We start from the raw sequence: 25688 nt of genomic DNA, 5'->3' as shown, positions 1-25688 counted from the left end.
TGCCCCGGCCCGCCGGTGGGTTCCGGTCCGGCTAGGCGGGCTTGCCGCCGAGCAGCACGGTGTCGCGACCGTCCTCCTCGGCGAGCTGTACCTTGACCGTCTCGCGCAGCGAGGTGGGAAGGTTCTTGCCGACGTAGTCGGCGCGGATCGGGAGCTCCCGGTGGCCGCGGTCGACGAGGACCGCGAGCTGGACCGCGCGGGGGCGGCCGATGTCGCCGAGGGCGTCGAGCGCGGCGCGGATGGTGCGGCCGGAGAAGAGCACGTCGTCGACGAGGACGACCAGGCGGCCGTCGATGCCCTCGCCGGGGATCTCCGTGCGGCCGATCGCGCGGGCGGGCTTCATCCGCAGGTCGTCGCGGTACATCGTGATGTCGAGGGAGCCGACGGGGATCGTGCGCCCGGTGATTCCGGCGAGCTTGTCGGCCAGCCGACGGGCGAGGTAGACGCCGCGTGTCGGGATGCCGAGGAGGACCACGTCGTCGGCGCCCTTGGCGCGTTCGACGATCTCGTGGGCGATACGGGTCAGTACCCGCGCGATGTCGGGGCCCTCCAGAACGGGGCGGGCCGCGTCGAGCGGTTGCTGCGTGTGCTGCTGTGCGTCCATGTGAAACGGACCTCCTTCTCCGCCTCACGGGACGGATCTTAAAGGACGTCGAAATTGCGTCCTTGACTGTACCAGGGTCGCGTGAGAGCCCCGCTCACCCCCTGCCGAAGCTCCGGGGTCCGTCCCCCGGGAGGAGGCGGTACGGATCATTCGGCTTGACGGGGCCAAGTAACGCTGCGTAACCTCACAGTGAGTTACCAGCCACGCGGCGGAGCCGCACGTTGTCACAGCGTCCGGGGAGCTATATGTCCAGCGAATACGCAAAACAGCTCGGGGCCAAGCTCCGCGCCATCCGCACCCAGCAGGGCCTCTCCCTCCACGGCGTGGAGGAGAAGTCCCAGGGCCGCTGGAAGGCCGTCGTTGTCGGCTCGTACGAGCGCGGCGACCGTGCGGTGACGGTGCAGCGCCTCGCCGAGCTGGCGGACTTCTACGGCGTCCCGGTGCAGGAGCTCCTGCCCGGTACGACCCCCGGCGGGGCCGCCGAGCCGCCGCCGAAGCTCGTCCTCGACCTGGAGCGCCTCGCCCATGTGCCGCAGGAGAAGGCCGGCCCGCTCCAGCGCTACGCGGCGACGATCCAGTCGCAGCGCGGCGACTACAACGGCAAGGTGCTGTCGATCCGCCAGGACGACCTGCGCACGCTCGCCGTCATCTACGACCAGTCGCCCTCGGTCCTGACCGAGCAGCTGATCAGCTGGGGCGTGCTGGACGCCGACGCGCGCCGCGCGGTCGCGCACGAGGACAACTGATCCTCAACCGCCGAAAGGCTCAGCAGAAACGTTGCCGCCGGGGTGGTGGAGGACTTCGCGTCCTCCACCACCCCGGCGGTTTTCGCGTGGCCGGGGGACAGTGCCCCCACGGGCGCCCGGCGCGGGACCTTCCCCGAGGGGCCTCCAAAGGCCCTTACGAGCATGCGAAGGGGCCCGCCGCACCTCTCGGTGCCGCGGGCCCCTTCGCATGCCGGGAGCGTGCCTCTCGGCGCGTGTCACCCGCCAGGACGTGACCGCCCCGACCGGAAGACCGCCCGAAAGCTTCTCAGCTGTCCCGGCGCAGGCGCGGCTTCAGGTCCTTGAAGCGGCCCAGCAGGCCGTTCACGAAGGACGGCGACTCGTCGGTGGAGAACTCCTTGGCGAGTTGCACCGCCTCGTCGATCGCCACCGCGTCGGGGGTCTCGTCCAGCCAGATCAGCTCGTACGCGCCGAGACGCACGATGTTCCGGTCGGCGACGGGCATCCGGTCCAGGTCCCAGTCCACCGCGTAGGTGGCGATGAGCTCGTCGATCCGGTTCGCGTGGTCCGCGAACCCCTCGACCAGCACCATCGTGAATTCGTTGACCGGCGGCTGGCGGTCGTCCGATCGTGCGTGCCGCACCCAGTCGGCGAGTACGTCCCGCACGGCCGCGCCGCGCTGGTCGGCCTCGAAGAGGATCTGGAAGGCCCGCTTGCGGGCCTTGCTCCGAGCAGCCACGGTTAGCTGTTCACCCGGCCGAGGTAGTCGCTCGAGCGGGTGTCGACCTTGATCTTCTCGCCGGTGGTGATGAAGAGCGGAACCTGGATCTCGTGGCCGGTCTCCAGCTTGGCGGGCTTGGTGCCACCGGTGGAGCGGTCGCCCTGGACGCCCGGGTCCGTGTGCTCGATGGTCAGCTCGACGGCCGCGGGGAGCTCGACGTAGAGCACCGAGCCCTCGTGCTGCGCGACGGAGGCGGTGAAGCCCTCGATCAGGAAGTTGGCGGCGTCGCCGACGGCCTTGCGGTCGACGTGCAGCTGGTCAAAGGTCTGCATGTCCATGAAGACGAAGTAGTCGCCGTCCATGTACGAGAACTGCATGTCACGGCGGTCGATGGTGGCCGTCTCGACCTTCACACCGGCGTTGAAGGTCTTGTCGACGACCTTGCCGGAGAGCACGTTCTTGAGCTTGGTGCGCACGAAGGCCGGGCCCTTGCCGGGCTTGACGTGCTGGAACTCGACGACGGACCAGAGCTGGTCCCCGTCGAGCTTGAGCACCATGCCGTTCTTGAGGTCGTTCGTGGAAGCCACGGTTGCGGAATCTCCTGGACTGACGTGGGACCAGAGAGGCGTACGCGCTCTAGAGCGCGAGCAGCTCCTTGGTCGTGATGGTGAGTAGCTCGGGTCCGCCGTCCGCCTCCTGGCGCACGACGAGCGTGTCATCGATCCGGACCCCGCCCCGGCCCGGGAGGTGGACCCCCGGTTCGACGGTGACCGGCACACAAGCGTCCAGTTTACCCATGGCCGAGGGTGCGAGCTGCGGGTCCTCGTCGATTTCCAGCCCCACACCGTGGCCGGTGAGATACGGAACGACCTCGCCGTGGCCCGCCGCGTCAAGGATCTGACGGGCCGCGCGGTCCACGTCGCGGTACTCGGCGCCGGGTGCGAGGGACTCGCGTCCGGCCCTCTGAGCGGCGAAGACGAGATCATACAGGTCGATCTGCCAGTCCGCGGGAGTCGTGCCGATGACGAAGGTGCGGCCGATCTCGCAGCGGTAACCGCGGTAGTCCGCGCCGAGACAGACGGAGAGGAAATCTCCTTCCTCCACCCTGCGGTCGGAGGGCCGGTGGCCCACCCGGCCCGAGTGCGGGCCGGTGGCCACGGACGTCGGGAAGGCGGGGCCGTCGGCACCGTGATCGACCAGCCGGCGTTCCAGTTCCAGGGCGAGATGACGTTCGGTCCGCCCGACCAGGATCGATTCGAGGAGTTCGCCGAGCGCCTGGTCGGCGATCTCGGCGGCGATGCGCAGACAGGCGATCTCGTCCTCGTCCTTGACGATCCGCAGCTGCTCCACGGCCCCGGCGAGGTCGGCGAGACGGAGCCGGGGCGCGACCGAGCCCATGGCGCGGTGGCGGGCCACGGTGAGATGGTGCTCCTCGACGGCGAGGGCGTCCGCGCCCGCCCGGCGGGCGAGGTCGACCGCCGCGACGGCCGGGTCAGCGCCGCCGGCGGGCAGCACGCGCTGCCGGAGCCGTTCGTCGAGCCGCCCGTCGACCGGATCGCCCCCGGGCGCGACGGGGCAGAGCAGCACGTCCTCGTCCGGGCCGACCAGGAGGACGGCACCGAGGGGCGAACCGCCCGCCAGATACCGGACGTTGGCGGGACGGGAGACCAGGGCCGCCGGGCTGCCGGCCGCCGCGCACCGGTCGCGCAGCCGCACCCGTCGGTCCGCATACACCTCTGACATGCTCCGAGCCTAGGACGGGCCGGACGCCCCGTCCTGCTCAGCGCGGCCGACCGGGCCACGGGCGGCGGCGCCACGCCCGCGGGGGGCGCGTCCCGCGGGACGGGGTCCGTCGTCGCGGGACCGCTCCCCTACCAGGCGGGCGGGCTGGCTATGGAACGCGCCAGTACCTCGTCCAGGACACGGGCGGTCGTGTCGACGTCGTACGTCGAGTTGTCGATGATCGGCAGCCCGGAGCCGTACCAGCCCGCCATGCGGCCGTGGATGGAGGCGACCTCCTCGTCCGAGAGGCGCCGGTTGCCGCTGCGCTCGGCGTTGCGCTCCAGAACGATCTCCAGGCCCGGCAGGAGGACGACGGGGAGCAGTCCCGGGCCGACGTGGCGCTTCCAGCCGCCGAGGCCGACCACGGGCCGGTCCGGGAACACGGCGTCGTCGAGGATGCAGGAGATGCCGTTGGCGAGGAAGTTCCGCGCGGCGAAGCCGCAGGTGCGGCGGGCCAGGCGGTACTGGGCCTCCGAGTGCTCGTTCCAGCCCGACTGGGGGTCGGCGAAACCCGAGCAGACCCATTCACGGACGTCGTCGAGGCTGATGTGCGCGGTGGAGACGCGGCGGTGCCGGGCCCAGTGACGGGCGACGGTCGTCTTTCCCGCGCCGGCGGGGCCGATCAGCAGCACGGCGAGCGTCGCCGTGCCGGTGCCCGGTTCGGCGAGCGGCGCGGACGGCACCGGGACGGGGGGCAGCCGTACGTACCCGGTGGCGTCACCGGACGGCGGGACGGCGGGGTGCGGCGGTGCCGGGAGGGGAGGGCCCGGATACGGTGCGCCAGGGTGCGGCGGTGGGCCGCCGGCCGCGAGCCATCCGGCGGCCGGGGGAGCGCCCGGAGCGGGCGGCGCCGGCCGCGGCCCGGACGGATGCGGGGCCGGGTGCCGAGAGGACGGGGCCTGTTGCCCGGGCTGGTTCGCCGGCGGTACGGGGTGATGCCCGCCCGGCCCGCCCGGGGCACCCCCGCGCCGCTCGGGCGGTGGCGGCGGAGCCCCCACGGTGTGCTGCATCCGGTGCCACTCCGTCTCGTACGGCCGATACTCCGGGGAACGTTACCGCCCCCGGTCCCGAACTGGAGAACGGGCGGGGGCGGTTGGAAGTGCCCGGACGGCCCGCCGGACCCCGGACGGGCCCGCGCGACCGTCAGGCGGTCCGTTCCTCGGCCAGCGCCCGCAGCGCCAGCCGGTAGGAGCCGATCCCGAAGCCGGCGATGGTACCGGTCGCCACGGCGGCGACGACCGAGGTGTGCCGGAACTCCTCGCGGGTGTACGGATTCGAGATGTGCACCTCGATCAGCGGCGCCGTCCGCTGCGCGGCGGCGTCACGCATCCCGTACGAGTAGTGCGTGAACGCACCGGGGTTGAGGACGACGGGAACCGAGCCGTCCGCGGCCTCGTGCAGCCAGCGGATCATCTCGCCCTCGTCGTTGGTCTCCCGCACGTCCACGTCGAAGCCCAGTTCCTCGCCGAGGGCGCGGCAGGACTCCACCAGTCCCTTGTACGAGGTGGCCCCGTAGATGTCCGGCTCCCGGGAGCCGAGGCGTCCGAGGTTCGGGCCGTTGAGGACGAGGACGGGGGTGCCGCGGCGGGCGTCGCTCACGCGGACACCTCGCCGTAGGCCGCGAGCAGAACGGCCGGGTCGGGGCCCTCCATGACGGTCGGCTTGCCGAGGCCGTCGAGGACGATGAAGCGGAGCAGGTCGCCGCGGGACTTCTTGTCCACCTTCATCGTCTCCAGCAGCTTGGGCCACTGGTCGCCTCGGTAGGTCAGCGGCAGGCCGACCGATTCCAGGACGGAGCGGTGGCGGTCGGCGGTGGTGTCGTCGAGCCGCCCGGCCAGCCGGCCGAGCTCCGCGGCGAAGACCATGCCGACGGAGACGGCGGCGCCGTGACGCCACTTGTAGCGCTCGTTCTTCTCGATGGCGTGGGCGAGCGTGTGCCCGTAGTTGAGGATCTCGCGGCGGCCCGACTCCTTGAGGTCGCCGGAGACGACCTCGGCCTTGACCTTGATCGAGCGGACCAGCAGCTCGGCGGTGTGGGGTCCGGCCGGGGTACGGGCGGCCCGGGGGTCCGCCTCGATCAGGTCGAGGATGACCGGGTCGACGATGAAACCGGCCTTGATGATCTCGGCGAGGCCGCTGACGTAGTCGTGCATCGGGAGCGATTCCAGCGCGGCGAGGTCGCACAGCACCCCGGCCGGCGGGTGGAACGCGCCGACGAGGTTCTTCCCCTCGGCGGTGTTGATGCCCGTCTTGCCGCCGACGGCCGCGTCGACCATGGCCAGGACGGTCGTCGGGACGGCGATCCAGCGCACGCCGCGCAGCCAGCTCGCGGCGACGAAGCCGGCCAGGTCCGTCGTAGCGCCGCCGCCGACACCGACGATGACGTCGGTGCGGGTGAAACCGGTCTGGCCGAGCGCCTTCCAGCAGTACGCCGCGACCTCGACGGTCTTGGCCTCCTCGGCGTTCGGTACCTGGATGGCGACGGCCTCGAACCCCTGGCCGGCGAGGTCGGCGCGCAGCGCCTCGCCGGTCTCGGCGAGCGCCTCGGGGTGGATGACGGCGACGCGCTTGGCCTTGCCGCCGATCAGGGCGGGGAGCTCACCGAGCAGCTGCCGGCCGACCAGCACCTCGTACGGATCCGTGCCCGCCGAACCGCCGACCTGGATACGGGTCACTTCCTGGTCCGTCATACGTCCTTCTTCAGCTCCAGTGCGTCGAGGACCGCGCTCGCGACCTCTTCGGGGGTGCGGTCGTCGGTGGTGACGACGACGCGCGCGACTTCGGTGTAGAGAGGGCGGCGCGCGTCCATCAGCTCGCGCCACTGGCGGCGCGGGTTGACGGCGAGCAGCGGCCGCGCGGTGTTGAGCCCCACGCGGCGGACCGCCTCCTCGACGCCCATCGACAGGTAGACGACGGGCAGGCCGTCGAGGAGGGCACGGGTGTCGGCGTCCAGGATCGCGCCGCCGCCGAGTGCGAGGACGCCCTCGTGCTCGGCGAGCGCGGTGCGGACGGCGTCGCGTTCCAGGGCCCGGAAGCACTCCTCGCCGTCCTCGACGAAGATGTCCGAGATCTCGCGGCCCTGGGCGGCGACGATGTCGGCGTCCGTGTCGCGGTAGGGGGCGCCGAGCAGGGCGGCCAGTAGGGCCCCCACCGTGGACTTGCCGGAGCCCATCGGCCCGACCAGGACGACCAGCGGTCCGGGTGGCATGGCAGCCGTCACCGGATCTGCAGGTTGTCGAGGTAGGCCCGCACGTTGCGGCGGGTCTCCGGGACGCTGTCGCCACCGAACTTCTCCACGAGGGCGTCCGCGAGGACGAGCGCCACCATGGCCTCGGCGACGATGCCGGCGGCCGGCACGGCGCAGACGTCGGAGCGCTGGTGGTGGGCCTGGGCCACTTCTCCGGTGGCGACGTCGACGGTGGCGAGCGCACGCGGCACGGTGGCGATGGGCTTCATCGCCGCGCGGACGCGCAGCAGCTCGCCGGTGGTCAGGCCGCCCTCGGTGCCGCCGGAGCGGCCTGAGGCGCGCCGGATGCCCTCGGGGGTGGTGACGATCTCGTCGTGCGCCTGCGAGCCCGGGACCCGGGCGAGGCCGAAGCCGTCGCCGACCTCGACGCCCTTGATGGCCTGGATGCCCATGAGCGCGGCGGCCAGCCGGGCGTCCAGGCGGCGGTCCCAGTGGACGTGCGAGCCGAGGCCGACGGGCACGCCGTAGGCCAGGACCTCGACGACGCCGCCGAGGGTGTCGCCGTCCTTGTGGGCCTGGTCGATCTCGGCGACCATCGCCTTCGAGGCGTCGGCGTCGAGACAGCGGACCGGGTCGGCGTCGAGCTTCTCGACGTCCGCCGGGGTGGGGTAGACGCCGTACGGGGCCTTGGCGGCGGCGAGCTCCACCACGTGGGACACGATCTCGATGCCGGCGGTCTCCTTGAGGAAGGAGCGGGCGACGGCGCCGAGGGCGACCCGGGCGGCGGTCTCCCGGGCACTGGCGCGCTCCAGGATCGGCCGGGCCTCGTCGAAGCCGTACTTCTGCATGCCGGCGAGGTCGGCGTGGCCGGGGCGGGGCCGGGTCAGGGGGGCGTTGCGGCCCGTCTCCCGGAGTTCCGCGGGGTCGACCGGGTCGGCCGACATGACCTTCTCCCACTTCGGCCACTCGGTGTTGCCGACCATCACGGCGATGGGCGAGCCCAGGGAGAGGCCGTGGCGGACTCCGCCGAGGAAGGTGATCTCGTCCTGTTCGAACTTCATGCGTGCGCCGCGCCCGTAGCCGAGGCGCCGCCGCGCGAGGTGGTCGGCCACCAGCTCAGTGGTGACCGGGACGCCGGCGGGAAGGCCCTCCAGCGTCGCGACCAGCGCGGGTCCGTGGGATTCCCCCGCAGTCAGCCAACGCAACCTGCTCAACGATGCTCCTCATGCTCGCGCCTGGCACTGCAACGGCACGGCCGGGTGCGCGGCCCTGGCCCGCCGACCTCGATCCTCCCACGTCCGGGGCCCCGCGCTGATAGCCGGTCCATTAGTCGGACGACACGGAGCGAAAAGCCCGGCCGATCACCCGGGGCCCGGACGCCGGTTCGAAGGGCGTGCCCCGCCGGCGCCGGACGGGCGCGCCGGGACACCCGGAGGGCGGATTCGGTGGGTGGCCGTCGCCGCTCAGCGGGCCGAGGCGAGCGCCGCGGCGCCCGCGTCCCGCATCGCCTCCAGCGGCCCCGGCGAGCGCCCCGTCATCTGCTCCACCTGGAGGACCGCCTGGTGGACCAGGAGGTCGAGGCCGCCGAGGACCGCTCCACCGCGCTCCCGCCAGGCGGCGGCGAGCGCGGTCGGCCAGGGGTCGTAGAGCACGTCGAAGAGGGTGCCGGGGGTGTCCGGGACCTTCGCGGCCAGGGCGTCGGTCGAGCCGGCCGGGGTGGTGGAGACGACCAGTCGCGCGGTGAACGCCTCCGCGGCGTCCTCCCAGGAGGCGGTGCGGACGTCGACTCCGAGCCGTTCGCCCCAGCCGCGCATCTCGGCCGCGCGGGCCTCGCTGCGGACGTAAGCGGTCACGGGGCCCGCGCAGATCCTGGCGAGCGCGGCCAGGGCTGAGGACGCGGTGGCGCCCGCGCCGAGGACGGCGGCGGACTCCACCTTCTCCACACCTCGCTCGCGCAGCGCCGCGATCATGCCGGGGATGTCCGTGTTGTCGCCGACGCGGCGGCCGTCCTCGGTGAGGACGACCGTGTTCACGGCCTCCACGGAGGCCGCCGTCCCGCTGATCTCGTCGAGTAGCGGGATGATCGCCCGCTTGAGCGGCATGGTGAGCGACAGACCGGCCCAGGAGCCGTCCAGCGCGGCGACGAAAGCGGGCAGAGCCGACTCGTCGACCTCGAAGCGGTCGTAGGACCAGTCCGCGAGGCCCAGCGCGGCGTACGCGGCCCGGTGCAGCACCGGGGAGAGCGAATGCGCGATCGGAGAACCGAGGACGGCGGCCCGCCGTGGTGTGGTCATCAGTTCCCCCTGGTCGCGTTGAACTCCTTGACCAGCTTCTGGTGCTCGGCGTTGGTCTTGGTGAACTTCGAGGACTTGCCGTCGAGCGAGATGAAGTAGTACCAGCCGTCGTTCGTCGGGTTGACGACACCCTGGAGCGCCTCGGCGCCCGGGTTGCCGATCGGACCGGGCGGCAGGCCGCGGTAGAAGTACGTGTTGTACGGGTTGTCGTACTTCCGCAGTTCCTCGAGCGTGAGGTCGATCTTGCTCTGACCCTTCACGTAGTTGTACGTGGAGTCGAACTCGAGCTTGCCGTAGGTCTGCGGGTTCGAGGGCTTCATCCGGTTGTAGACGACCTCGCCCATCTTCCGAAAGTCGTCGTGCGAGGTGCCTTCGGCCTGGACGAGACTCGCGATCGTGACGAGCTCCCACGGCCCCTTGACACCGAGTTCCTTCGCCTTGGCGTCGAGGTCGAACTTGGCGTACTCCTGGTTCGCCCGGGAGACCATCTTGCGGAGGACGTCCTCGGGCTTCTGGCCCTTGGCTACGGGGTAGCTCGCCGGGAACAGGAAACCTTCCAGCGGGTCCTTGAGCTTCGTGTGGCCGGTGGCCCAGTCGGGCAGGCCGAGCTTCCCTGCCTGCTTCTTGGCCACGCCTTCCGTGGTGCCCGCCTTGAGGTCGAGCTTCTTGTCGATCTGCTCGTAGACCCAGACGTTCCGCCGGCCCTCGGGGATGACGAAGTTGGCCTGGCTCGCCGGATTCAGCATGAGCGAGACGGCGCTCTCCGCCGACATCTCCTTCTTCAGCGTGTACACGCCCGCCTGGATGGTGTTGCCCTTGGCGTTCCTGCCCTGCGCGGAAACGAAGGCGTCGACGCTCTTGACGACGCCGGCCCGCTTGAGGATGTTGCCGATCTCGTAGCCGCCGGCGCCCGTGGGGATCTCGACCTGGACGGAGCCGGAGCCCGCGCCCGCGTAGTCGGGCGCCGCGCCGAACTGCCCCTGCCAGAACTGGTAGCCGAAATAGGTCACGCCGCCGGCCCCGCCGGCCAGGACGAGGGCGACGACCAGACAGGCGCAGCCGTTCCTGCTCTTCTTCTTGCCCTTGCCCCGGCGCTCCCGGCCGCCCGCACGGGTGCGGGACCGGGCGGGGTCGTCGTCGTACGCGTCGTCCGGCTCGTCGCGGTCGTCCTCGCCGGTGAAGAAGGGATGCTTCTCCTCTTCCGGGGTCTCCGCCTGCCAGTCGTTCGCGGGCTCGGGCTCGGCCGTCCGCCGCGGCGGGTCCTGCCGCCGGCCGGGGGGCTCGGGCGGCGGGTACGCCTCGAGGGTGCCGTAGAGGTCCGGGTTCCGGCCGCCGTAGACGTCGGCCGGGGGACCTCCGTACGGCATCGCCGCCTGTCCCGTGTCCCAGCCCGTGTCGTACTGCTGCTCCGGGTATCCGGAGGCCGCGTAGCCCTGTCCCTGAGCTTGTTGCGGCTGCTGTTGTCCGTACGCGTTCTGCTGCTGTCCCCCGTAGGCCGGGTCGCCGTAGCCGGACCGGTCGTACCCGCCGTCACCGTAGGGGCCCGCCTCGTACCGGCCCTCGCCGGACGGGGCGTCCTCGTAGGACTGCTGCCGCGGCTGCTGCGGTGGGTGCGGGGCGTGGTAGCCCTGGCCGCCCTGGCGCTGACCGTACGGATCCTGCTCGCCGTACTGCGGATGCTGCGGGTGCTGCTGCCGACCTTCCCATCCCTGGTCCCCGTACAAGGGGTCCTCGGGATGCCACGGTTCGGAGCCGGGGCCCCGGCCATACTCAGTCATCGATCCCCAAACAGCCGCGAGACGTCCGGACGATCCGCCTCTACGTAGTACGGCAGCTGTTCGAACACCGCCGTATCGCGCGGAACGTTACCGCATTGCGATCAGATGACCACGTCGACGCCCTCGCCAGGCGGATTACCTGATACTCGTTCGGACTCAAGAGCGTTCTGAAGGATGATCACAGCGGCGGCCTGATCGATGACGGACCGGCCCTTCTTCGACTTCACTCCGGAGGCCCGCAGTCCCTGGCTCGCCGTCACGGTCGTCATGCGCTCGTCCACGAGCCGGACGGGCACGGGGGCGACGTTCCGAGCCAGTACGCGGGTGAAGTCACGGACCTTCGCCGCGGCCGGGCCCTCGCCCCCGGAGAGGGAGCGAGGGAGGCCGACGACGATCTCGATCGGTTCGTACTCCTCGACGATCTGTCCCAGCCGCCGGTGGGCGGCCGGTACGTCACGCCCCGGCACGGTCTCCACGGGGGTGGCGAGGACCCCGTCGGGGTCGCACGAGGCGACCCCGATCCGGGCGTCCCCGACGTCGATCGCGAGTCGACGGCCACGGCGCATCGTCACGCCGTCTCCGCCACGAGGCGCTCGACGGCCTGCATGGCCTCGCCGACGGCCTCCGGGTTCTGGCCGCCGCCCTGAGCCACGTCGGGCTTGCCGCCACCGCCGCCGCCGAGGGTCTTGGCGGCGGTGCGGACGAGTTCGCCGGCCTTGAGGCCGCGTTCGCGGGCGGCCTCGTTGGTGGCGATGACCGTCAGCGGCTTGCCGTTGACCGAGGTGAACAGGGCCACCACGGCGGCGCGGTCGCCCGGGATGCGGCCGCGGACGTCGAGGACCAGCCTGCGCAGGTCGTCGGCACCGGTGCCGTCGGGGACCCGGCCGGTGACCAGGGCGACGCCCCGGACGTCCTTGGCTCCCTCGACGAGGCCGGCGGCGGCCTGGAGGACCTTCTCCGCGCGGAACTTCTCGATCTCCTTCTCGGCGTCCTTCAGCTTGCCGAGCATGGCGGAGACCTTCTCCGGAAGCTCCTCGGGACGGCCCTTGACCAGCTCCTGGAGCTGGGCGACGACGGTGTGTTCCCGGGCGAGGAAGTGGTAGGCGTCGACGCCGACGAGGGCCTCGACACGTCGCACACCGCTGCCGATCGACGACTCGCCGAGCAGCTTCACCAGACCGAGCTGGGCGGTGTTGTGGACGTGGGTGCCGCCGCACAGTTCCTTGGAGAAGTCGCCGATGGTCACGACGCGGACCTTGTCGCCGTACTTCTCGCCGAACTCGGCGATGGCACCCTGCCGCTTCGCCTCGTCGATCGGCATGACCTCGGCGTGCACGTCGAGCTCACGGGCGAGGACCTCGTTGATCTTCTGCTCGACGTCCGTGAGGACGGCGCCCGGGACGGCGTTGGGCGAGCCGAAGTCGAAACGGAAGCGGCCCGGCGAGTTCTCGGAACCGGCCTGGGCGGCCGTGGGTCCGAGGGCGTCGCGCAGCGCCTGGTGCGTCAGGTGGGTGGCGCTGTGGGCGCGGGCGATGGCCCGGCGGCGCCGGATGTCGATGGCGGCGTAGGCGGTGGAACCGACCGTGACCTCTCCGACCTGTACGGACCCCTTGTGCACGGAGACACCGGGAACCGGCTGCTGGACGTCGCGGACCTCGATGACGGCACCGCTGTGCAGCCTGATGCGACCCTGGTCGGCGAGCTGACCGCCGCCTTCGGCGTAGAACGGGGTGCGGTCCAGGACGACCTCGACCTCGTCGCCCTCGGTCGCGGCGGGCGAGGGGACACCGTTGACCAGCAGGCCGACGACGGTCGACTCGCCTTCGGTGTCGGTGTATCCGGTGAACTCGGTGGCACCGCTGCCGTCCGCGATCTCGCGGTAGGCGGCGACGTCGGCGTGGCCGGTCTTCTTGGCCTTGGCGTCGGCCTTGGCCTTGTCCCGCTGTTCCTGCATCAGGCGGCGGAAGCCCGGCTCGTCGACGGAGAGCCCCTGTTCGGCGGCGATCTCCAGCGTGAGGTCGATCGGGAAGCCCCAGGTGTCGTGGAGCAGGAACGCCTTGTCCCCGGCGAGCACGGTGCCGCCGGCGGCCTTGGTCTCGACGACGGCGCCGTCGAGCACGTTGCTTCCGGCGTTCAGCGTCTTGAGGAACCGGGCCTCCTCGGCGAGGGCGACGGTCTCGATCCGGGCGCGGTCGGTGACCAGTTCCGGGTACTGCTCGCCCATCGTGTCGATCACGGTCTGGACCAGGCGGCCGACGACGGGGCCGGTGGCTCCGAGGAGCCGCATGTTGCGGATGGCACGGCGCATGATGCGGCGCAGCACGTAACCGCGGCCCTCGTTGCCGGGGGTGACACCGTCGCCGATCAGCATGACCGAGGTGCGCATGTGGTCGGCGACCACCCGGAGCGAGACGTCGCTCTCGTGGGCCTTGCCGTAGCCGACACCGGTCAGCTCGGTGGCGGTGTCGATGACGACCTTCAGGGTGTCGGTCTCGTACATGTTCTGTACGCCCTGGAGGATCATCGCCAGGCGCTCGAGGCCGAGGCCCGTGTCGATGTTCTTCGACGGCAGGTCGCCGAGGATCTCGAAGTCGTCCTTGCCGGTGCCCTCGCCTCGCTCGTACTGCATGAAGACGAGGTTCCAGATCTCCACGTACCGCTCGTCGTTGACGGCAGGGCCGCCCTCGACGCCGAACTCCGGGCCGCGGTCGTAGTTGATCTCGGAGCACGGGCCGCAGGGGCCGGGGACGCCCATGGACCAGTAGTTGTCCTTCTTGCCGAGGCGCTGGATGCGCTCGGCGGGGACGCCGACGACGTCGCGCCAGATGCGCTCGGCCTCGTCGTCCTCCTGGTAGACGGTGATCCAGAGGAGCTCAGGGTCCAGCCCGTAGCCGCCGTGCTCCACCGAGGTGGTCAGCAGCTCCCAGGCCAGCTTGATGGCGCCTTCCTTGAAGTAGTCGCCGAAGGAGAAATTGCCGCACATCTGGAAGAAGGTGCCGTGCCGGGTGGTCTTGCCGACCTCTTCGATGTCCGGCGTCCGGACGCACTTCTGCACGCTGGAGGCGCGCGCGAACGGCGGCTTGACCTCGCCGAGGAAGTACGGCTTGAAGGGCACCATGCCCGCGGGGACGAGCAGCAGAGTCGGGTCGTCCGCGATGAGCGACGCCGAAGGGACGACGGTGTGACCGCGCTCCTCGAAGAAGCTCAGCCAGCGGCGGCGGATTTCAGCCGACTCCATCAGTGGTCCTCATTCCGGTTGTACGGGATCGTGGGGTGGGATTGCGTGCGGTTCTTGCCGGGGTGCCGGTCGGGGCTCTCGATCGCGAAGAGACGGCGCTGTGCCGGAAGTTCCCTCCCGGGTGCGTCTTCCAGTCCCAGCACCTCCTCCAGCTCGGCCTCGCGCTGGACCATGCCCGCCCTGACGTCGACGGCGAAGTCCTTGAGGCGGTGGCCGGTCTCGATCGCCTTGTTCGCCGCCTGCGCGGCGAGGCTCTCGGGCGTGAGCTGCCTGAGCTTGCGGTTGACCTTGGTGGTGGCCCACACACCGGCGGCGGCGCCCGCGGTGAACCAGAACGTGCGGCGGAACATCGCGGCTCAGCCCTTCTGCTTACGGCGCCTCGCGGACGGCACGGTGCGGCCCAGGACGACGGTGCGTGGCGCGGGTGCCTGCGGCGTGGCGTCCCGGGTCCGGCCGAGCGCCCTGCGCACGCCGTAGCCGAAGGCCGCCACCTTGACCAGCGGGCCGCCGAAGGTGGAGGCGACGGTGGTCGACAGGGCCGAGGCGTTGGACGTCACCTCCTGCACGTCCGAGGCGATCGCGTCGACCCGGTCGAGCTGGGTCTGTGCCGACCGTACGGTCGCGGACGCGTCACTGAGCAGCGGTACCGCCTGTTCCGTCACGTCCGCCACGAGTCGGGTGGTCGCCTTGAGCGTCTGCGCCAACCTCACCAGCACCACGGCGAGGAAGGAGACCAGAATCGCCCAGAACACGGCCACCAGAATCCCGGCAACCTCTCCACCGGTCACTCCGCACCGCTCTCTGCTGTCGTTGGGCTCTTGCCAGAAGTAGTCCTCCGACCCTATCGCGCCCGGGGTCCCTCGCCGTACCGCATAAAGGCGCGCATCGCCGCCGGCGCGACGCACCCGCGGCTGTTCCTCGGGACGCCCCCGTGAACGCGGAAGCCCGCCGGCTCCCCCACCGGAAAGGGCGGGGAGGCGGCGGGCTGGGAACCGCGGAGTGCGCGGAGTGACGACGCCGTGATCAGCGGGCGTAGTACTCGACGACCAGCTGCTCGTCGCAGATGACCGGGATTTCCTTGCGGTTCGGGTCGCGGTCGAGACGGAAGGCCAGGGCCTTCAGGTTGACCTGCAGGTAGCGCGGGGTCTCGCCGTCGGCGGCGAAGCCACCCTCACGGGCGACGTGGAACAGCGGCTTCTCGCGCGAGCGCTCGCGGACCATCACGACGTCGTCGGGACGGACACGGAACGACGGCTTGTCGACCTTGCCACCGTTGACCTGGATGTGGCCGTGGACGACCATCTGACGGGCCTGGTAGATGGTGCGGGCGATGCCCGAACGCAGGACCAGGGCGTCGAGGCGACGCTCGAGCTCGACGACCAGCGCCTCGCCCGTCTTGCCCTCGGCCTTCTTGGCCCGGTCGTAGGCGCGCGCCATCTGACGCTCGCTGATGTCGTACTGCGCGCGCAGGCGCTGCTTCTCGAGCAGACGGACCTTGTAGTCCGAGTTCTGCTTGCGGCCACGGCCGTGCTCACCCGGCGGGTACGGGCGGGCTTCGAAGTACTTGACAGCCTTCGGCGTCAGCGCGATACCGAGCGCACGCGACTTCTTGACCTTGGGACGCGACTGGTTAGGCACGTTCTCCAGACCTCCGTTGTAGGTTAGGTTAGGCTCACCTTACTCAAGGAGATCGCATGTCTCGCCCTGGGAACACCACGCGCATCACAGACAGCAGCACAAAGAACGACGCTTCATCCTCGGATGGCATCGGTGTGACGGAGGTCCGTTCAGCTCATGGTCAGCCGCGTCCCAGCGGGCTTGAAATCGCACGGATGCCGTCAGCAGCCGAGCGCACACGAACTCTCGTACAGAGTACATGCTCCGCGGTGCTCCTCGTCCCGGGGGTCACGGACCCCCACCCGGAGCCGCCGGTGCCCCAGGCCCGGGTGATCGGTCCGGACGGCGACGTCCTGCTGCTCTTCCCGGCGGACGCGCCGCCGGTACGGGCCGCCACGCACGCCGAGGACGACGAACTGGCCGTCGTCCTGGAGCTCACCGACGTCGCGCCGGTCTCCGTCCCGCACCGCATCCGCGGCCGGGCCTGGATCTCCGGCTGGCTCACCTGCCTGCCGGGGATCGCGGGCCCCGGCGCCATGATGCTCCGCCTGGAGGTGGGCGAGGTGCGGGTCGACGATCTGTGGGGAGCCGCGGAGGTCGACCCGGAGGAGTTCGCCGCCGCCGCCCCGGACCCGCTGCACGCCCACGAGACGGAACTCCTCCAGCATCTGCACGCGGTCCACGGGGAGCGGGTGCGGGCGCTCGGCGGCCTGCTCGGCTCCCGCTCCGCGGCCATGGCTCCGACGAAGGACGTGGTGCCGCTGGCGCTGGACCGCTTCGGCCTGCGCGTCCGCTTCAGCTCCGGGCCGCGGCGCTGCTTCGACGCGCGCTTCGACTTCCCCGAGCCGGTCGGCGACCTCTCCGGCCTGCGCCGCGCCCTGCGCCGCCTCTTCGCCGCCACCGCGCCGTGACCCCGGCGGAGGGCGGTACGCCCTCGCACCGCCCGGAGGGAGGGGGCACTAGCCGGTGTCGCCCCGCAGGCGTTCGCGGACCTTCTCCACCACGTCCGCGTAGCGTGCCTCGGCCCCGTAGCGCGTCGGCTCGTAGTAGCGCCGGCCGTGGACCGCGTCCGGGGCGTACTGCTGGGCCGCGATGCCGCCGGGGACGTCGTGCGGGTACACGTACCCCTGGGCGTGGCCGAGCTCGGCAGCGCCCTTGTAGTGGCCGTCGCGCAGGTGCGCGGGGACCGGGCCCGCCAGACCGTTCCGTACGTCCGCCCGAGCGGCGGAGATCGCGGTGGTCGCCGCGTTGGACTTGGGCGCGAGGGCGAGGGCGATCGTGGCGTGGCTCAGTGTCAGCGCGGCCTCCGGGAAGCCGATCAGCGCCACGGCCTGCGCCGCGGCGACCGCCGTGGGCAGGGCGGTCGGGTCCGCGAGCCCGATGTCCTCGCTGGCGGAGATCATCAGACGGCGGGCGATGAACCGGGGGTCCTCCCCCGCCTCGATCATCCGAGCCAGGTAGTGCAATGCCGCGTCCACGTCGGAGCCCCGGATCGACTTGATCAGCGCGCTGGCCACGTCGTAGTGCTGGTCACCGGCACGGTCGTACGTCACGGCGGCGCGGTCGACGGTCTCCTCGACCGTGCGGAGGGTGATCTCCGTCTCGTGCCGGGCGAGGGCCGACCCCGCGGCGGCCTCCAGGGCGGTCAGCGCCCGTCGCGCGTCACCGCCCGCGATCCGCAGCAGGTGCGCCTCGGCGTCCTCGGACAGGGTGACCACACCTCCGAGGCCCCGCTCGTCCGCCAGCGCCCGGCGCAGCAGGTCCCGCAGGTCGTCGTCGGTCAGCGCCTCCAGCGTCAGCAGCAGGGAGCGCGAGAGCAGCGGGGAGATGACGGAGAAGTACGGGTTCTCCGTGGTGGCCGCGATCAGCGTCACCCAGCGGTTCTCCACCGCGGGCAGCAGCGAGTCCTGCTGGGCCTTGGAGAAGCGGTGGATCTCGTCGAGGAAGAGGACGGTCTCCTTGCCGAAGCCTCCGGCCGCCCGCCGGGCCCCGTCGATGACCGCGCGGACCTCCTTGACGCCGGCGGTGATCGCGGAGAGTTCCACGAAACGCTTGTTGGTGGCCTTGGAGACCACGTAGGCGAGGGTCGTCTTGCCGATGCCGGGCGGACCCCAGAGGATCACCGAGGAGGCGCCGGCCGGACCGCCGCCTCCCTCACCGACGAGACGGCGCAGCGGTGAGCCCGCCTTCAGCAGGTGCTGCTGCCCCAGGACCTCGTCCAGGGTGCGCGGACGCATCCGGACGGCCAAGGGGCTGCTGGACGGGTCCTTCTCCTGGCGTTCTTCGGCCGCTGCGGTAAAGAGGTCGGGCTCCACGGGAAGGAAGCCTAAGTCAGGGCACCGACAGAACCGCCCGGCCCGCTCCGGCGCCGGGGTCCCGCGGGCGATTCCCCGCCCCGGCCGTCACCGGGTCCAGAAGTCCCACCAGCGGGTCAGGATCAGCATGCCGATGATCCCGATGTGCAGCACCGGCAGCACCCAGGTGAACTCGTCGAAGAAGGACCGCAGGCCGGCCGGCGCCCGGACGACCCCGGAGCGGACGTTGTGCGAGGTCACGTACCAGAACATGACGATGGTGCCGACCCAGGCCAGGCAGCACCACAGGCAGAGCGCGTTGATCTCGTACAGCGACTGGTACATCAGCCAGGTGCAGAACCCGACGCCGAACAGCGTGCCCGCGTTCAGCCCCAGCCAGTACCAGCGGCGGTAGCGGGCGCCCGCCAGCAGGGCCACCCCGATCGCTATGACCACGGCGTAGGTGACGAGGCCGAGCATGGGGTTGGGGAATCCGAAGACCGACGCCTGGTCGCTCTTCATGATGTTGCCGCAGGAGACGACCGGGTTGAGGCTGCACCCCGGAGTGAAGTCCGGGTCCTCCAGCAGCTTGAACTTGTCGATCGTGATGACCCAGGCGGCGAGCAGCCCGGCCGCGCCGGTGATCACCAACAGCCAGGCGAGGGCCCGGCTCGCGCCGATCGTGCGACCGTCCGTCTCCCCGGACACCGGGTCCACCGCTGTGTTCGTCATATCCGCCGTTCCGTCGCTCGCTGGCCTGCCACTGGGCACGGTCATTCTGCCCCACGGCCGCCGGTGTCCACCGTTCGGTGGACATAAGGAGGACCGGTGGACGGTCGGGGAACGCGCCGTTCCGCGGGATGCTCGGTCCATGACGCACACGGAACGCGCGGTCCGGGCCCGCGCAGGGGATCTCCCTCCCGGCCGGCCCCGGAGCCCGCGGCCGGCCGAAGGCCCGTACCCGGCCCCCTGGCGCCGGACGCCCGGTGCGCCGGAGGACGGACGCCGTGCCCGCTGAGTTTCCGCCGGAGGTACGCCGGCACCGCATGAGCGACCCCGCCGGCGCCCGGGACTCCGACGTCCACCACCGGGTGTTCTGGAACTGGGACCTGTACTTCGCCGTCGTCTGGGCGGGCACGCTCGCCTTCGCCCTGGGCGCGGAACACCCGTCGTGGCCGGTGCGGCTGACGGCCGCGGGCGTCTTCGCCCTGCTGGTGCCCTGGTACCTGCTGGCCGGGCGGCCCCTGCTGGTGGCCGGCCGGCGGGGCGCCGCCCACACCTCGCGATTCGTGGTGGGAACGCTGGCGCTGTATCTGACCGCCGCCGTGCTGGTCGGCGACATGCGGGTGGCCGCCTTCGCGCTCGTTCCACAGTGCTACATGCTGCTGCGGGTGCGTGCCGCGCAGGTGGCGGTGGGAGTCACCAACCTGGCGCCCGTCCTCGGCTGGGCCCTGGTCTGGCGGCCGGAGGCCGCCGATGTGTTGCTCAACTCCGTGTACGCCGTCGTCACCTGCTGCTTCTCCGTCGTGCTGGGTACCTGGATCATCCGGGTGCTCGACCAGAGCGAGGAGCGGGGGCGGCTGATCGCGGAACTGGACGCGAGCCGGGAGGAGGTCACGCGGCTGTCGGCGGCGCACGGCGCGCTCACGGAGCGCGCCCGGATGTCCCGGGAGATCCACGACACGCTCGCCCAGGGCTTCACCAGCCTGCTGATGCTGGTCCAGGTCGTCCAGTCGGAGGTGGACCGGGACCCGGACGCGGCCCGGCGTCACCTCGCGCTGATGGCGGACACGGCACGCCAGAACCTGGCCGAGGCGCGGGCCCTGGTCACGGACGGCGCTCCGGCGGACCTGGCGGGCGGCTCGCTGGCCGAGGCCCTGCGCCGGCTGTCGGGACGTCATGAGACGGCGGTGGTGCTGACCGTCACCGGTCCCGAGCGCGCCCTGCCACCGGCCCTCGAAGTGGTGGCCCTCCGTTCCTGCCAGGAGGCCCTGTCCAACGCCCGCAAGCACGCGGGGACTTCGGCGGCCGTCTCGGTGTCGATGCACTACGGCGAGCGGGCGCTGGTCCTGTCCGTACGGGACGAGGGCCGCGGCTTCGACCCCTCGGCGCCGCATCAGGGGTACGGGCTGAGCGGGTTGCGGGCCCGTGCGGCCGAGGTCGGCGGAGCCGCCGCGGTGCGCAGCGCGCCGGGTGAGGGGACTACCGTCACCGTCGAACTGCCCGTCCCTGCCTGGAGTCCCGTGTGAACACGCCCGTCTCCCCCATCCGTGTCCTGCTCGTCGACGACCATCCGGTGGTGCGCGAGGGGCTGCGCGGGATGCTCGCCCCCGAACCCGGTCTCGTCGTGGTCGGCGAGGCGTCCAGCGGGCCGGTCGCGGAGACCCTCTGCGTCGAACTCAGTCCGGACATCGTGCTGATGGACCTGCGGATGCCCGGCGGCGGGGGTGTGGACTCGATCCGCCGGATCACGGCCGCGGGACTGCCGTGCCGGGTGATCGTGCTCACCACGTACGAGACGGACGGTGACATCCTGCGGGCCGTCGAGGCGGGCGCGGCGGGGTACCTGCTGAAAGACCTGGCCAGGGGTGAGCTCGCCGACGCGATCAGGGCGGCGGCCCGGGGCGAGACGGTGCTGGCCCCCTCGGTGGCGGCCCGGCTGGTCGACCAGTTGCGGTCACGGCCGGAGCGTCCCCGGCTCTCCGCCCGCGAGACGGCGGTACTGCGCCTGGTGGCGGAGGGGTGCACCAACGGGGAGATCGGCCGTCGGCTGCACATCGGGGAGTCGACGGTGAAGACGCATCTGCTGCGGACCTTCGGCAAGCTCGGTGTGGACGACCGCACGGCGGCGGTGACGAGCGCCCTGCGGCACGGTCTGCTGGACGGCTGAGCGCCTGGACCGCGGCGGGGCTGGGGGATGGCGCCGACCGGGCGGTCACTCCCCCCGCCCGGCGCGACCGGTCCGCCCCGCCCGGGAGGACGGGCACGGACCGCCGCCGGGCGGGGCCGGGTGTCAGGGACGGTCCCCGCCCGGGTGTGGACGGGTGTCAGGCGAGCTTCGCCCGGACCGCCTCGACCAGGTCGTCGAGGGCGACCGGGGTCTGCTCGCCGGACTCCATGTCCTTGAGCTGGACGACGCCCTCGGCCAGGTCGCGCTCGCCGGCGACGACCGTGAGGCGGGCGCCGGAGCGGTTGGCGTCCTTCATCGCGCCCTTCAGACCCTTGCCGCCGAAGGAGAAGTCCGTCGCGATCCCCGCCCTGCGCAGCTCGGTGACCTTGCCGAAGAGCACGTGGCGCGCCTCCTCGCCGATCGGCACCGCGAAGACGCTGGTCACGGCCGGGATGGCCGGCTCGACGCCCTCCGCCTCCAGGGCCAGGACCGTGCGGTCGACGCCGAGGGCCCAGCCGACGGACGGAAGCGCGGGGCCGCCGATCATCTCGGAGAGGCCGTCGTAGCGTCCGCCGCCGCCGACGGCGGACTGGGAGCCGAGACCGTCGTGGACGAACTCGAAGGTCGTCCGGGTGTAGTAGTCCAGGCCGCGGACCAGTTTCGCGTCGTCCTCGAAGACCACCCCCGCCGCGGTGATCAGGGCGCGCACCTCCTCGTGGTACGCCTTGCACGCGTCGCAGAGGTAGTCGCGCAGCAGCGGCGCCCCTGTCAGCTGCTTCCGCACGGCCTCGCGCTTGTCGTCGAGCACGCGCAGCGGGTTGATCTCGGCGCGGCGCAGGGTGTCCTCGTCGAGGTCGAGACCGCGCAGGAAGGTCTGGAGGGCCTCCCGGTAGACGGGGCGGCATTCCCTGTCCCCGAGGGAGTTGAGCAGGATGCGGAAGTTCCGCAGGCCCAGCGAGCGGTACGCCTCGTCGGCGAGGATGATCAGCTCCGCGTCGAGCGCCGGGTCCTCCGCGCCGATCGCCTCGGCGCCGACCTGCGAGAAGTGGCGGTAGCGGCCCTTCTGCGGGCGCTCGTAGCGGTAGTAGGAGCCGGAGTACCAGAGCTTGACGGGCAGGTTGCCCCGCTTGTGCAGTCCGGACTCCAGGGCCGCGCGCAGCACGGAGGCCGTGCCCTCGGGCCGCAGGGCGAGCCTGCTGCCGCCCTTGGTCTCGAAGGCGTACATCTCCTTGGTGACGATGTCGGTGGACTCGCCGACACCACGGGCGAACAGGTTGACGTCCTCGAAGCCGGGGGTCTCGACGTAGCCGTATCCGGACTTCCGCAGAGGGCCGGAGATCGCCTCCCGGACCGCCAGATAGGTGGCGGAGTACGGGGGGATCAGGTCGTACGTGCCCTTGGGGGCCTTGAAGGTGCTCACGTGGATCTCGTCACATTCCTCGTCGGGGAGCCTGCGTGCTCCCGAGGCCGGCGGCCACGTCCCGCAGATAGGGGTTCGTGGCGCGTTCCTGGCCGATGGTCGTCTGGGGACCGTGTCCCGACAGCACCACGGTCGAGTTGTCGAGCGGCAGGCACACGCGGGCCAGCGACTCGAGCATCTCGTCCATGTCACCGCCGGGCAGGTCGGTGCGTCCGATGGAGCCGGCGAACAGCAGATCCCCGGAGAAGAACACGGAGGGGATCTCCGCGCTCTCGGGCATCCGGAAGGTCACCGACCCCTTGGTATGGCCGGGGGCGTGCGCGACGGAGAACTCCAGACCGGCGAGGTCCAGCTTCGCGCCGTCGGTGAGCTCGTGTACGTCGTCGGGCTCGCCCACGGTCAGCTCGCCCATGAGCGGCATGCCGATCGAGCGGCCGAGGGCCTTCTCCGGGTCGCTCATCATGTAGCGGTCGGCGGGGTGGATCCACGCGGGCACGTCGTGCGCGCCGCAGACCGGGACGACCGAGGCGACGTGGTCGATGTGTCCATGGGTGAGCACCACGGCGACGGGCTTGAGCCGATGCTTCCTGAGCGTCTCCTCGACTCCCTGGGCGGCCTGGTGGCCCGGGTCGATGATCACGCACTCCTCGCCTGCGGCGGGGGCGACCAGATAGCAGTTGGTCCCCCAGGCCCCGGCGGGGAACCCGGCAATAAGCACGATCGTCCTCAGTGTGTGTCGTCCGACGGGGAGGCCGCCTTGTCGAAAGGCGACAGCTCAGAGCCTACCGGCGCTGCGTATTCCACAGCCAACCCGTATACGGTACGGGCACACCCGACCCGGGCCGGAACACACGAGCGACAAGGAGCAGACCCGGTGGTCAGCAACGATCAGCGGCGGCGGCAGCTCGCCAGGGAGAAGTACGTGCGCCAGCAGCAGCGGCGGCAGGAGGCACAGCGGAAGGCCAGGCGCCGCAACACCGTGATCGCGGCCGCGCTGGCCGTGGTCCTGGCCGCGGGTGGCGCGGTGTACGCCTCGGTGTCCTTGACGGACGACGGGAAGAAGAGCTCCGACAACACGGCGAGCGACTCCCCCGAGAACGCGGAGCCCACGCAGAGCGAGTCCAAGGCGCCCGAGCCGGCGCTGGACATCGACCCGAAGGCCGCCTACACGATGGCTCTCAAGACGAACCAGGGCGAGGTCTCCTTCGCCATGGACGCGGCGAAGACGCCTCGGACGGTGAACTCGTTCAAGTACCTGGCCGACAAGAAGTACTTCGACGGGACGAAATGCCACCGTCTCACCACGGAGGGCATCTTCGTCCTCCAGTGCGGTGACCCGGACGGCGACGGCACCGGCGGGCCGGGCTACAACATCCCGGACGAGAACCTGGACGCCCTGGGCAAGGCGGGCGCCGACGGCGCGGTGACCTACCCGGCCGGGACGGTGGCCATGGCCAACACGGGCCAGCCGGGCACCGGCGGCAGCCAGTTCTTCCTGGTCTACAAGGACACCAAGCTGCCACCGAGCTACACGCCCTTCGGCACGATCGACGCGGCCGGTCTCAAGGTCGTCCAGGAGGTCGCGAAGGGGGGCGTCGAGGGCGGCGCCACGGACGGTGCGCCCAAGAAGGCCGTCACCATCGAGAAGGCCACCGTCGGCAAGAAGTGACGTGCGGCGCGACCGAGTATTTTCGGTCGCGCTGAGAGCGGACAGCCGGGCGGCGGTTCGCCTAGATTGGCGTTGTGCAGCACGGGCCGTGTCTCGTGCTGTGGAGGGCGGGCGAGGCCCGCCGGGAAACTGTGGACGATGCCCAGGGGGCACAACCCCCTCGCCGGCATCATGTGGAGGAGGCGCTGTGAGCAGCGACCCGTGGGGCCGCGTCGACGAGACGGGCACCGTGTACGTGCGTACTGCCGAGGGCGAGAAGGTCGTCGGATCGTGGCAGGCCGGCACTCCGGAGGAGGCTCTGGCCTACTTCGAGCGCAAGTACGAGGGCTTGGTTGTCGAGATCGGCCTCCTCGAGAAGCGGGTGAAGACCACCGACCTCTCGGCGAAGGACGCCACTGTCGCCATCGAGCACATCCGGCAGCAGGTCGACGAGCATCACGCCGTGGGTGACCTGGCCGCGCTGACCGCTCGGCTCGACAAGCTGGTCGAGACGGTGGAGTCGCGTCGCGAGGAGCGCAAGGTCCAGAAGGCCCGGCAGACCGACGAGGCGCGGGCCGCCAAGGAGTCGCTGGTCAAGGAGGCCGAGGAGCTCGCGCGGAGCGAGCAGTGGCGGTCCGCCGGCGAGCGGCTGCGCGCGCTGGTGGACACCTGGAAGGGCCTGCCCCGGCTCGACCGGAAGTCCGACGACGAGCTGTGGCACCGCTTCTCGCACGCCCGCTCGGCGTTCTCGAAGCGCCGCAAGGCGCACTTCGCCGCGCTGGACGCGCAGCGCGAGGAGGCCCGCAAGGCCAAGGAGAGGCTGGTCGCCGAGGCCGAGTCGCTGTCGAACTCCACCGACTGGGGTGGTACGGCCGCCCGCTACCGCGAACTGATGACGGAGTGGAAGGCCGCCGGGCGGGCGCAGCGCGAACACGAGGACGACCTGTGGAACCGCTTCCGCGGCGCGCAGGACGTCTTCTTCGCCGCGCGCGGCGAGGTCTTCGCCGAGCGGGACGCGGAGCAGACCGAGAACCTCAAGCTGAAGGAGGAGCTCGCGGTCGAGGCCGAGAAGCTCGTCCCGGTGACGGATCTCAAGGCGGCGCGAGCGGCCTTCAGGTCCGTCAACGAGCGCTGGGAGGCCATCGGTCACGTGCCGCGTGACGCCCGTCCCAAGGTCGAGGGACGGATGCAGGCGGTGGAGCGGGCGCTCCAGGAGTCCGAGGAGTCGGAGTGGCGCCGGACGAACCCGGAGGCGCGGGCGCGTGCGGCGGGTCTGACGGGGCAGCTCCAGGACGCCGTGGACAAGCTCCAGAAGCAGATCGACACGGCCCGTGCGGCGGGCAACGACACCAAGGCCGACAAGCTGGCCCGTGAGCTGGAGGGCCGCCAGGCGCTCCTCGACCAGGCACTGAAGGGCCTGGAGGAGTTCGGCGGCTGAATCCGCACTCCCTGATCACACGGGCGAGGGCCCGTGTGATCAGGGAGTCCCG

General features: G+C 71.5%; 26 protein-coding genes. 6 read left to right on the top strand and 20 right to left on the bottom strand.

The window, feature by feature from the left end:
- Nucleotides 1-31: 31 nt before the first annotated feature.
- Nucleotides 32-604 (bottom strand): bifunctional pyr operon transcriptional regulator/uracil phosphoribosyltransferase PyrR, encoded by a 573-nt coding sequence (pyrR, locus tag OG393_RS27860; protein ID WP_327377437.1) that lies wholly within the window; start codon nucleotides 602-604, stop codon nucleotides 32-34.
- Nucleotides 605-849: 245 nt separating this feature from the next.
- On the opposite strand from pyrR, the gene bldD reads away from it, so the two are divergent.
- Nucleotides 850-1350: a transcriptional regulator BldD gene (gene bldD / locus OG393_RS27855; RefSeq protein ID WP_017242229.1), complete on the top strand. Its 501-nt coding sequence runs from the start codon at nucleotides 850-852 to the stop codon at nucleotides 1348-1350.
- A 286-nt stretch (nucleotides 1351-1636) separates the two neighbouring features.
- On the opposite strand, the gene nusB is transcribed toward bldD, so the two are convergent.
- From nusB to rpsD, 15 genes are all read right to left on the bottom strand, one after another.
- Nucleotides 1637-2068 (bottom strand): transcription antitermination factor NusB, encoded by a 432-nt coding sequence (gene nusB, locus OG393_RS27850; protein WP_327377436.1) that lies wholly within the window; start codon nucleotides 2066-2068, stop codon nucleotides 1637-1639.
- A gap of 2 nt (nucleotides 2069-2070) precedes the next feature.
- Nucleotides 2071-2637 (bottom strand): elongation factor P, encoded by a 567-nt coding sequence (gene efp, locus OG393_RS27845; protein WP_327377435.1) that lies wholly within the window; start codon nucleotides 2635-2637, stop codon nucleotides 2071-2073.
- 49 nt (nucleotides 2638-2686) lie between these two features.
- The gene (locus OG393_RS27840; protein WP_327377434.1) at nucleotides 2687-3793 is read right to left on the bottom strand and encodes an aminopeptidase P family protein; all 1107 of its coding nucleotides are present in this window, start codon (nucleotides 3791-3793) and stop codon (nucleotides 2687-2689) included.
- A gap of 128 nt (nucleotides 3794-3921) precedes the next feature.
- Complete coding sequence (locus tag OG393_RS27835; RefSeq protein WP_327377433.1) at nucleotides 3922-4842, bottom strand: AAA family ATPase; 921 nt, start codon at nucleotides 4840-4842, stop codon at nucleotides 3922-3924.
- 133 nt (nucleotides 4843-4975) lie between these two features.
- Nucleotides 4976-5431 (bottom strand): type II 3-dehydroquinate dehydratase, encoded by a 456-nt coding sequence (gene aroQ / locus OG393_RS27830; protein WP_327377432.1) that lies wholly within the window; start codon nucleotides 5429-5431, stop codon nucleotides 4976-4978.
- Nucleotides 5428-6522 (bottom strand): 3-dehydroquinate synthase, encoded by a 1095-nt coding sequence (gene aroB, locus OG393_RS27825; RefSeq protein ID WP_327377431.1) that lies wholly within the window; start codon nucleotides 6520-6522, stop codon nucleotides 5428-5430. The genes aroQ and aroB overlap by 4 nt, the downstream gene beginning before the upstream one ends.
- Nucleotides 6519-7040 (bottom strand): shikimate kinase, encoded by a 522-nt coding sequence (locus OG393_RS27820; RefSeq protein WP_327377430.1) that lies wholly within the window; start codon nucleotides 7038-7040, stop codon nucleotides 6519-6521. Before OG393_RS27820 ends, aroB begins: the two co-directional genes overlap by 4 nt.
- Nucleotides 7041-7048: 8 nt before the next feature.
- Nucleotides 7049-8233, bottom strand: coding sequence for a chorismate synthase (gene aroC / locus OG393_RS27815; RefSeq protein WP_327377429.1), 1185 nt, complete (start codon nucleotides 8231-8233; stop codon nucleotides 7049-7051).
- A gap of 249 nt (nucleotides 8234-8482) precedes the next feature.
- Nucleotides 8483-9313 carry a shikimate dehydrogenase gene (locus OG393_RS27810; RefSeq protein WP_327377428.1) on the bottom strand — a complete coding sequence of 277 codons (831 nt, stop codon included), beginning with the start codon at nucleotides 9311-9313 and terminating at the stop codon, nucleotides 8483-8485.
- On the bottom strand, nucleotides 9313-11091 hold the full coding sequence (gene mltG, locus OG393_RS27805) for an endolytic transglycosylase MltG (protein ID WP_327377427.1): 1779 nt from the start codon (nucleotides 11089-11091) through the stop codon (nucleotides 9313-9315). Before mltG ends, OG393_RS27810 begins: the two co-directional genes overlap by 1 nt.
- A 101-nt stretch (nucleotides 11092-11192) precedes the next feature.
- On the bottom strand, nucleotides 11193-11657 hold the full coding sequence (gene ruvX, locus OG393_RS27800) for a Holliday junction resolvase RuvX (protein WP_327378573.1): 465 nt from the start codon (nucleotides 11655-11657) through the stop codon (nucleotides 11193-11195).
- A 2-nt stretch (nucleotides 11658-11659) separates the two neighbouring features.
- On the bottom strand, nucleotides 11660-14329 hold the full coding sequence (gene alaS, locus OG393_RS27795) for an alanine--tRNA ligase (RefSeq protein WP_327377426.1): 2670 nt from the start codon (nucleotides 14327-14329) through the stop codon (nucleotides 11660-11662).
- Entirely contained in the window at nucleotides 14329-14679 is a 351-nt protein-coding gene (locus OG393_RS27790) for a DUF6167 family protein (RefSeq protein ID WP_327377425.1), read from the bottom strand. Before OG393_RS27790 ends, alaS begins: the two co-directional genes overlap by 1 nt.
- 6 nt (nucleotides 14680-14685) lie before the next feature.
- Nucleotides 14686-15117, bottom strand: a complete 432-nt coding sequence (locus OG393_RS27785) for a DUF948 domain-containing protein (RefSeq protein WP_327377424.1) — start codon at nucleotides 15115-15117, stop codon at nucleotides 14686-14688.
- 235 nt (nucleotides 15118-15352) lie between these two features.
- A complete protein-coding gene (gene rpsD / locus OG393_RS27780) occupies nucleotides 15353-15967 on the bottom strand; it encodes a 30S ribosomal protein S4 (RefSeq protein WP_327377423.1) in 615 nt (204 codons plus the stop codon).
- A 194-nt stretch (nucleotides 15968-16161) separates the two neighbouring features.
- Between rpsD and OG393_RS27775 the strand changes: the two genes are divergently transcribed.
- Complete coding sequence (locus tag OG393_RS27775) at nucleotides 16162-16857, top strand: DUF2470 domain-containing protein (RefSeq protein WP_327377422.1); 696 nt, start codon at nucleotides 16162-16164, stop codon at nucleotides 16855-16857.
- Between the two features lie 48 nt (nucleotides 16858-16905).
- On the opposite strand, the gene OG393_RS27770 is transcribed toward OG393_RS27775, so the two are convergent.
- A complete protein-coding gene (locus tag OG393_RS27770; protein WP_327377421.1) occupies nucleotides 16906-18261 on the bottom strand; it encodes a replication-associated recombination protein A in 1356 nt (451 codons plus the stop codon).
- 87 nt (nucleotides 18262-18348) lie between these two features.
- Nucleotides 18349-18972, bottom strand: coding sequence for a vitamin K epoxide reductase family protein (locus tag OG393_RS27765; RefSeq protein ID WP_327377420.1), 624 nt, complete (start codon nucleotides 18970-18972; stop codon nucleotides 18349-18351).
- 314 nt (nucleotides 18973-19286) lie between these two features.
- Between OG393_RS27765 and OG393_RS27760 the strand changes: the two genes are divergently transcribed.
- Complete coding sequence (locus OG393_RS27760; RefSeq protein ID WP_327377419.1) at nucleotides 19287-20489, top strand: sensor histidine kinase; 1203 nt, start codon at nucleotides 19287-19289, stop codon at nucleotides 20487-20489.
- On the top strand, nucleotides 20486-21130 hold the full coding sequence (locus OG393_RS27755) for a response regulator transcription factor (protein ID WP_327377418.1): 645 nt from the start codon (nucleotides 20486-20488) through the stop codon (nucleotides 21128-21130). The genes OG393_RS27760 and OG393_RS27755 overlap by 4 nt, the downstream gene beginning before the upstream one ends.
- A gap of 157 nt (nucleotides 21131-21287) precedes the next feature.
- Here the strand turns inward: OG393_RS27755 and hisS are convergent, their stop codons facing one another.
- Complete coding sequence (hisS, locus tag OG393_RS27750; protein ID WP_327377417.1) at nucleotides 21288-22550, bottom strand: histidine--tRNA ligase; 1263 nt, start codon at nucleotides 22548-22550, stop codon at nucleotides 21288-21290.
- 10 nt (nucleotides 22551-22560) lie between these two features.
- Nucleotides 22561-23268: an MBL fold metallo-hydrolase gene (locus OG393_RS27745; protein WP_327377416.1), complete on the bottom strand. Its 708-nt coding sequence runs from the start codon at nucleotides 23266-23268 to the stop codon at nucleotides 22561-22563.
- A gap of 156 nt (nucleotides 23269-23424) precedes the next feature.
- On the opposite strand from OG393_RS27745, the gene OG393_RS27740 reads away from it, so the two are divergent.
- Entirely contained in the window at nucleotides 23425-24219 is a 795-nt protein-coding gene (locus OG393_RS27740) for a peptidylprolyl isomerase (protein ID WP_327377415.1), read from the top strand.
- Nucleotides 24220-24406: 187 nt separating this feature from the next.
- Nucleotides 24407-25636, top strand: coding sequence for a DUF349 domain-containing protein (locus OG393_RS27735; protein WP_327377414.1), 1230 nt, complete (start codon nucleotides 24407-24409; stop codon nucleotides 25634-25636).
- The last annotated feature ends 52 nt before the right edge of the window (nucleotides 25637-25688 follow it).

Origin of the sequence: Streptomyces sp. NBC_01216, assembly GCF_035994945.1 — a bacterium.
GTDB lineage: Bacteria > Actinomycetota > Actinomycetes > Streptomycetales > Streptomycetaceae > Streptomyces.
Note: the sequence above shows the minus strand (reverse complement) of the source record. Positions and strands in the feature narration are given on the sequence as shown.

Excerpts from the sequence above, each read along its gene's own strand:
- pyrR (WP_327377437.1), bottom strand. The coding sequence starts at position 604 with ATGGACGCACAGCAGCACACGCAGCAACCGCTCGACGCGGCCCGCCCC.
- bldD (WP_017242229.1), top strand. The coding sequence starts at position 850 with ATGTCCAGCGAATACGCAAAACAGCTCGGGGCCAAGCTCCGCGCCATC.
- OG393_RS27840 (WP_327377434.1), bottom strand. The coding sequence starts at position 3,793 with ATGTCAGAGGTGTATGCGGACCGACGGGTGCGGCTGCGCGACCGGTGC.
- OG393_RS27835 (WP_327377433.1), bottom strand. The coding sequence starts at position 4,842 with ATGCAGCACACCGTGGGGGCTCCGCCGCCACCGCCCGAGCGGCGCGGG.
- aroB (WP_327377431.1), bottom strand. The coding sequence starts at position 6,522 with ATGACGGACCAGGAAGTGACCCGTATCCAGGTCGGCGGTTCGGCGGGC.
- OG393_RS27820 (WP_327377430.1), bottom strand. The coding sequence starts at position 7,040 with ATGCCACCCGGACCGCTGGTCGTCCTGGTCGGGCCGATGGGCTCCGGC.
- OG393_RS27810 (WP_327377428.1), bottom strand. The coding sequence starts at position 9,313 with ATGACCACACCACGGCGGGCCGCCGTCCTCGGTTCTCCGATCGCGCAT.
- mltG (WP_327377427.1), bottom strand. The coding sequence starts at position 11,091 with ATGACTGAGTATGGCCGGGGCCCCGGCTCCGAACCGTGGCATCCCGAG.
- ruvX (WP_327378573.1), bottom strand. The coding sequence starts at position 11,657 with ATGCGCCGTGGCCGTCGACTCGCGATCGACGTCGGGGACGCCCGGATC.
- alaS (WP_327377426.1), bottom strand. The coding sequence starts at position 14,329 with ATGGAGTCGGCTGAAATCCGCCGCCGCTGGCTGAGCTTCTTCGAGGAG.
- OG393_RS27790 (WP_327377425.1), bottom strand. The coding sequence starts at position 14,679 with ATGTTCCGCCGCACGTTCTGGTTCACCGCGGGCGCCGCCGCCGGTGTG.
- OG393_RS27775 (WP_327377422.1), top strand. The coding sequence starts at position 16,162 with ATGCCGTCAGCAGCCGAGCGCACACGAACTCTCGTACAGAGTACATGC.
- OG393_RS27765 (WP_327377420.1), bottom strand. The coding sequence starts at position 18,972 with ATGACGAACACAGCGGTGGACCCGGTGTCCGGGGAGACGGACGGTCGC.
- OG393_RS27760 (WP_327377419.1), top strand. The coding sequence starts at position 19,287 with ATGAGCGACCCCGCCGGCGCCCGGGACTCCGACGTCCACCACCGGGTG.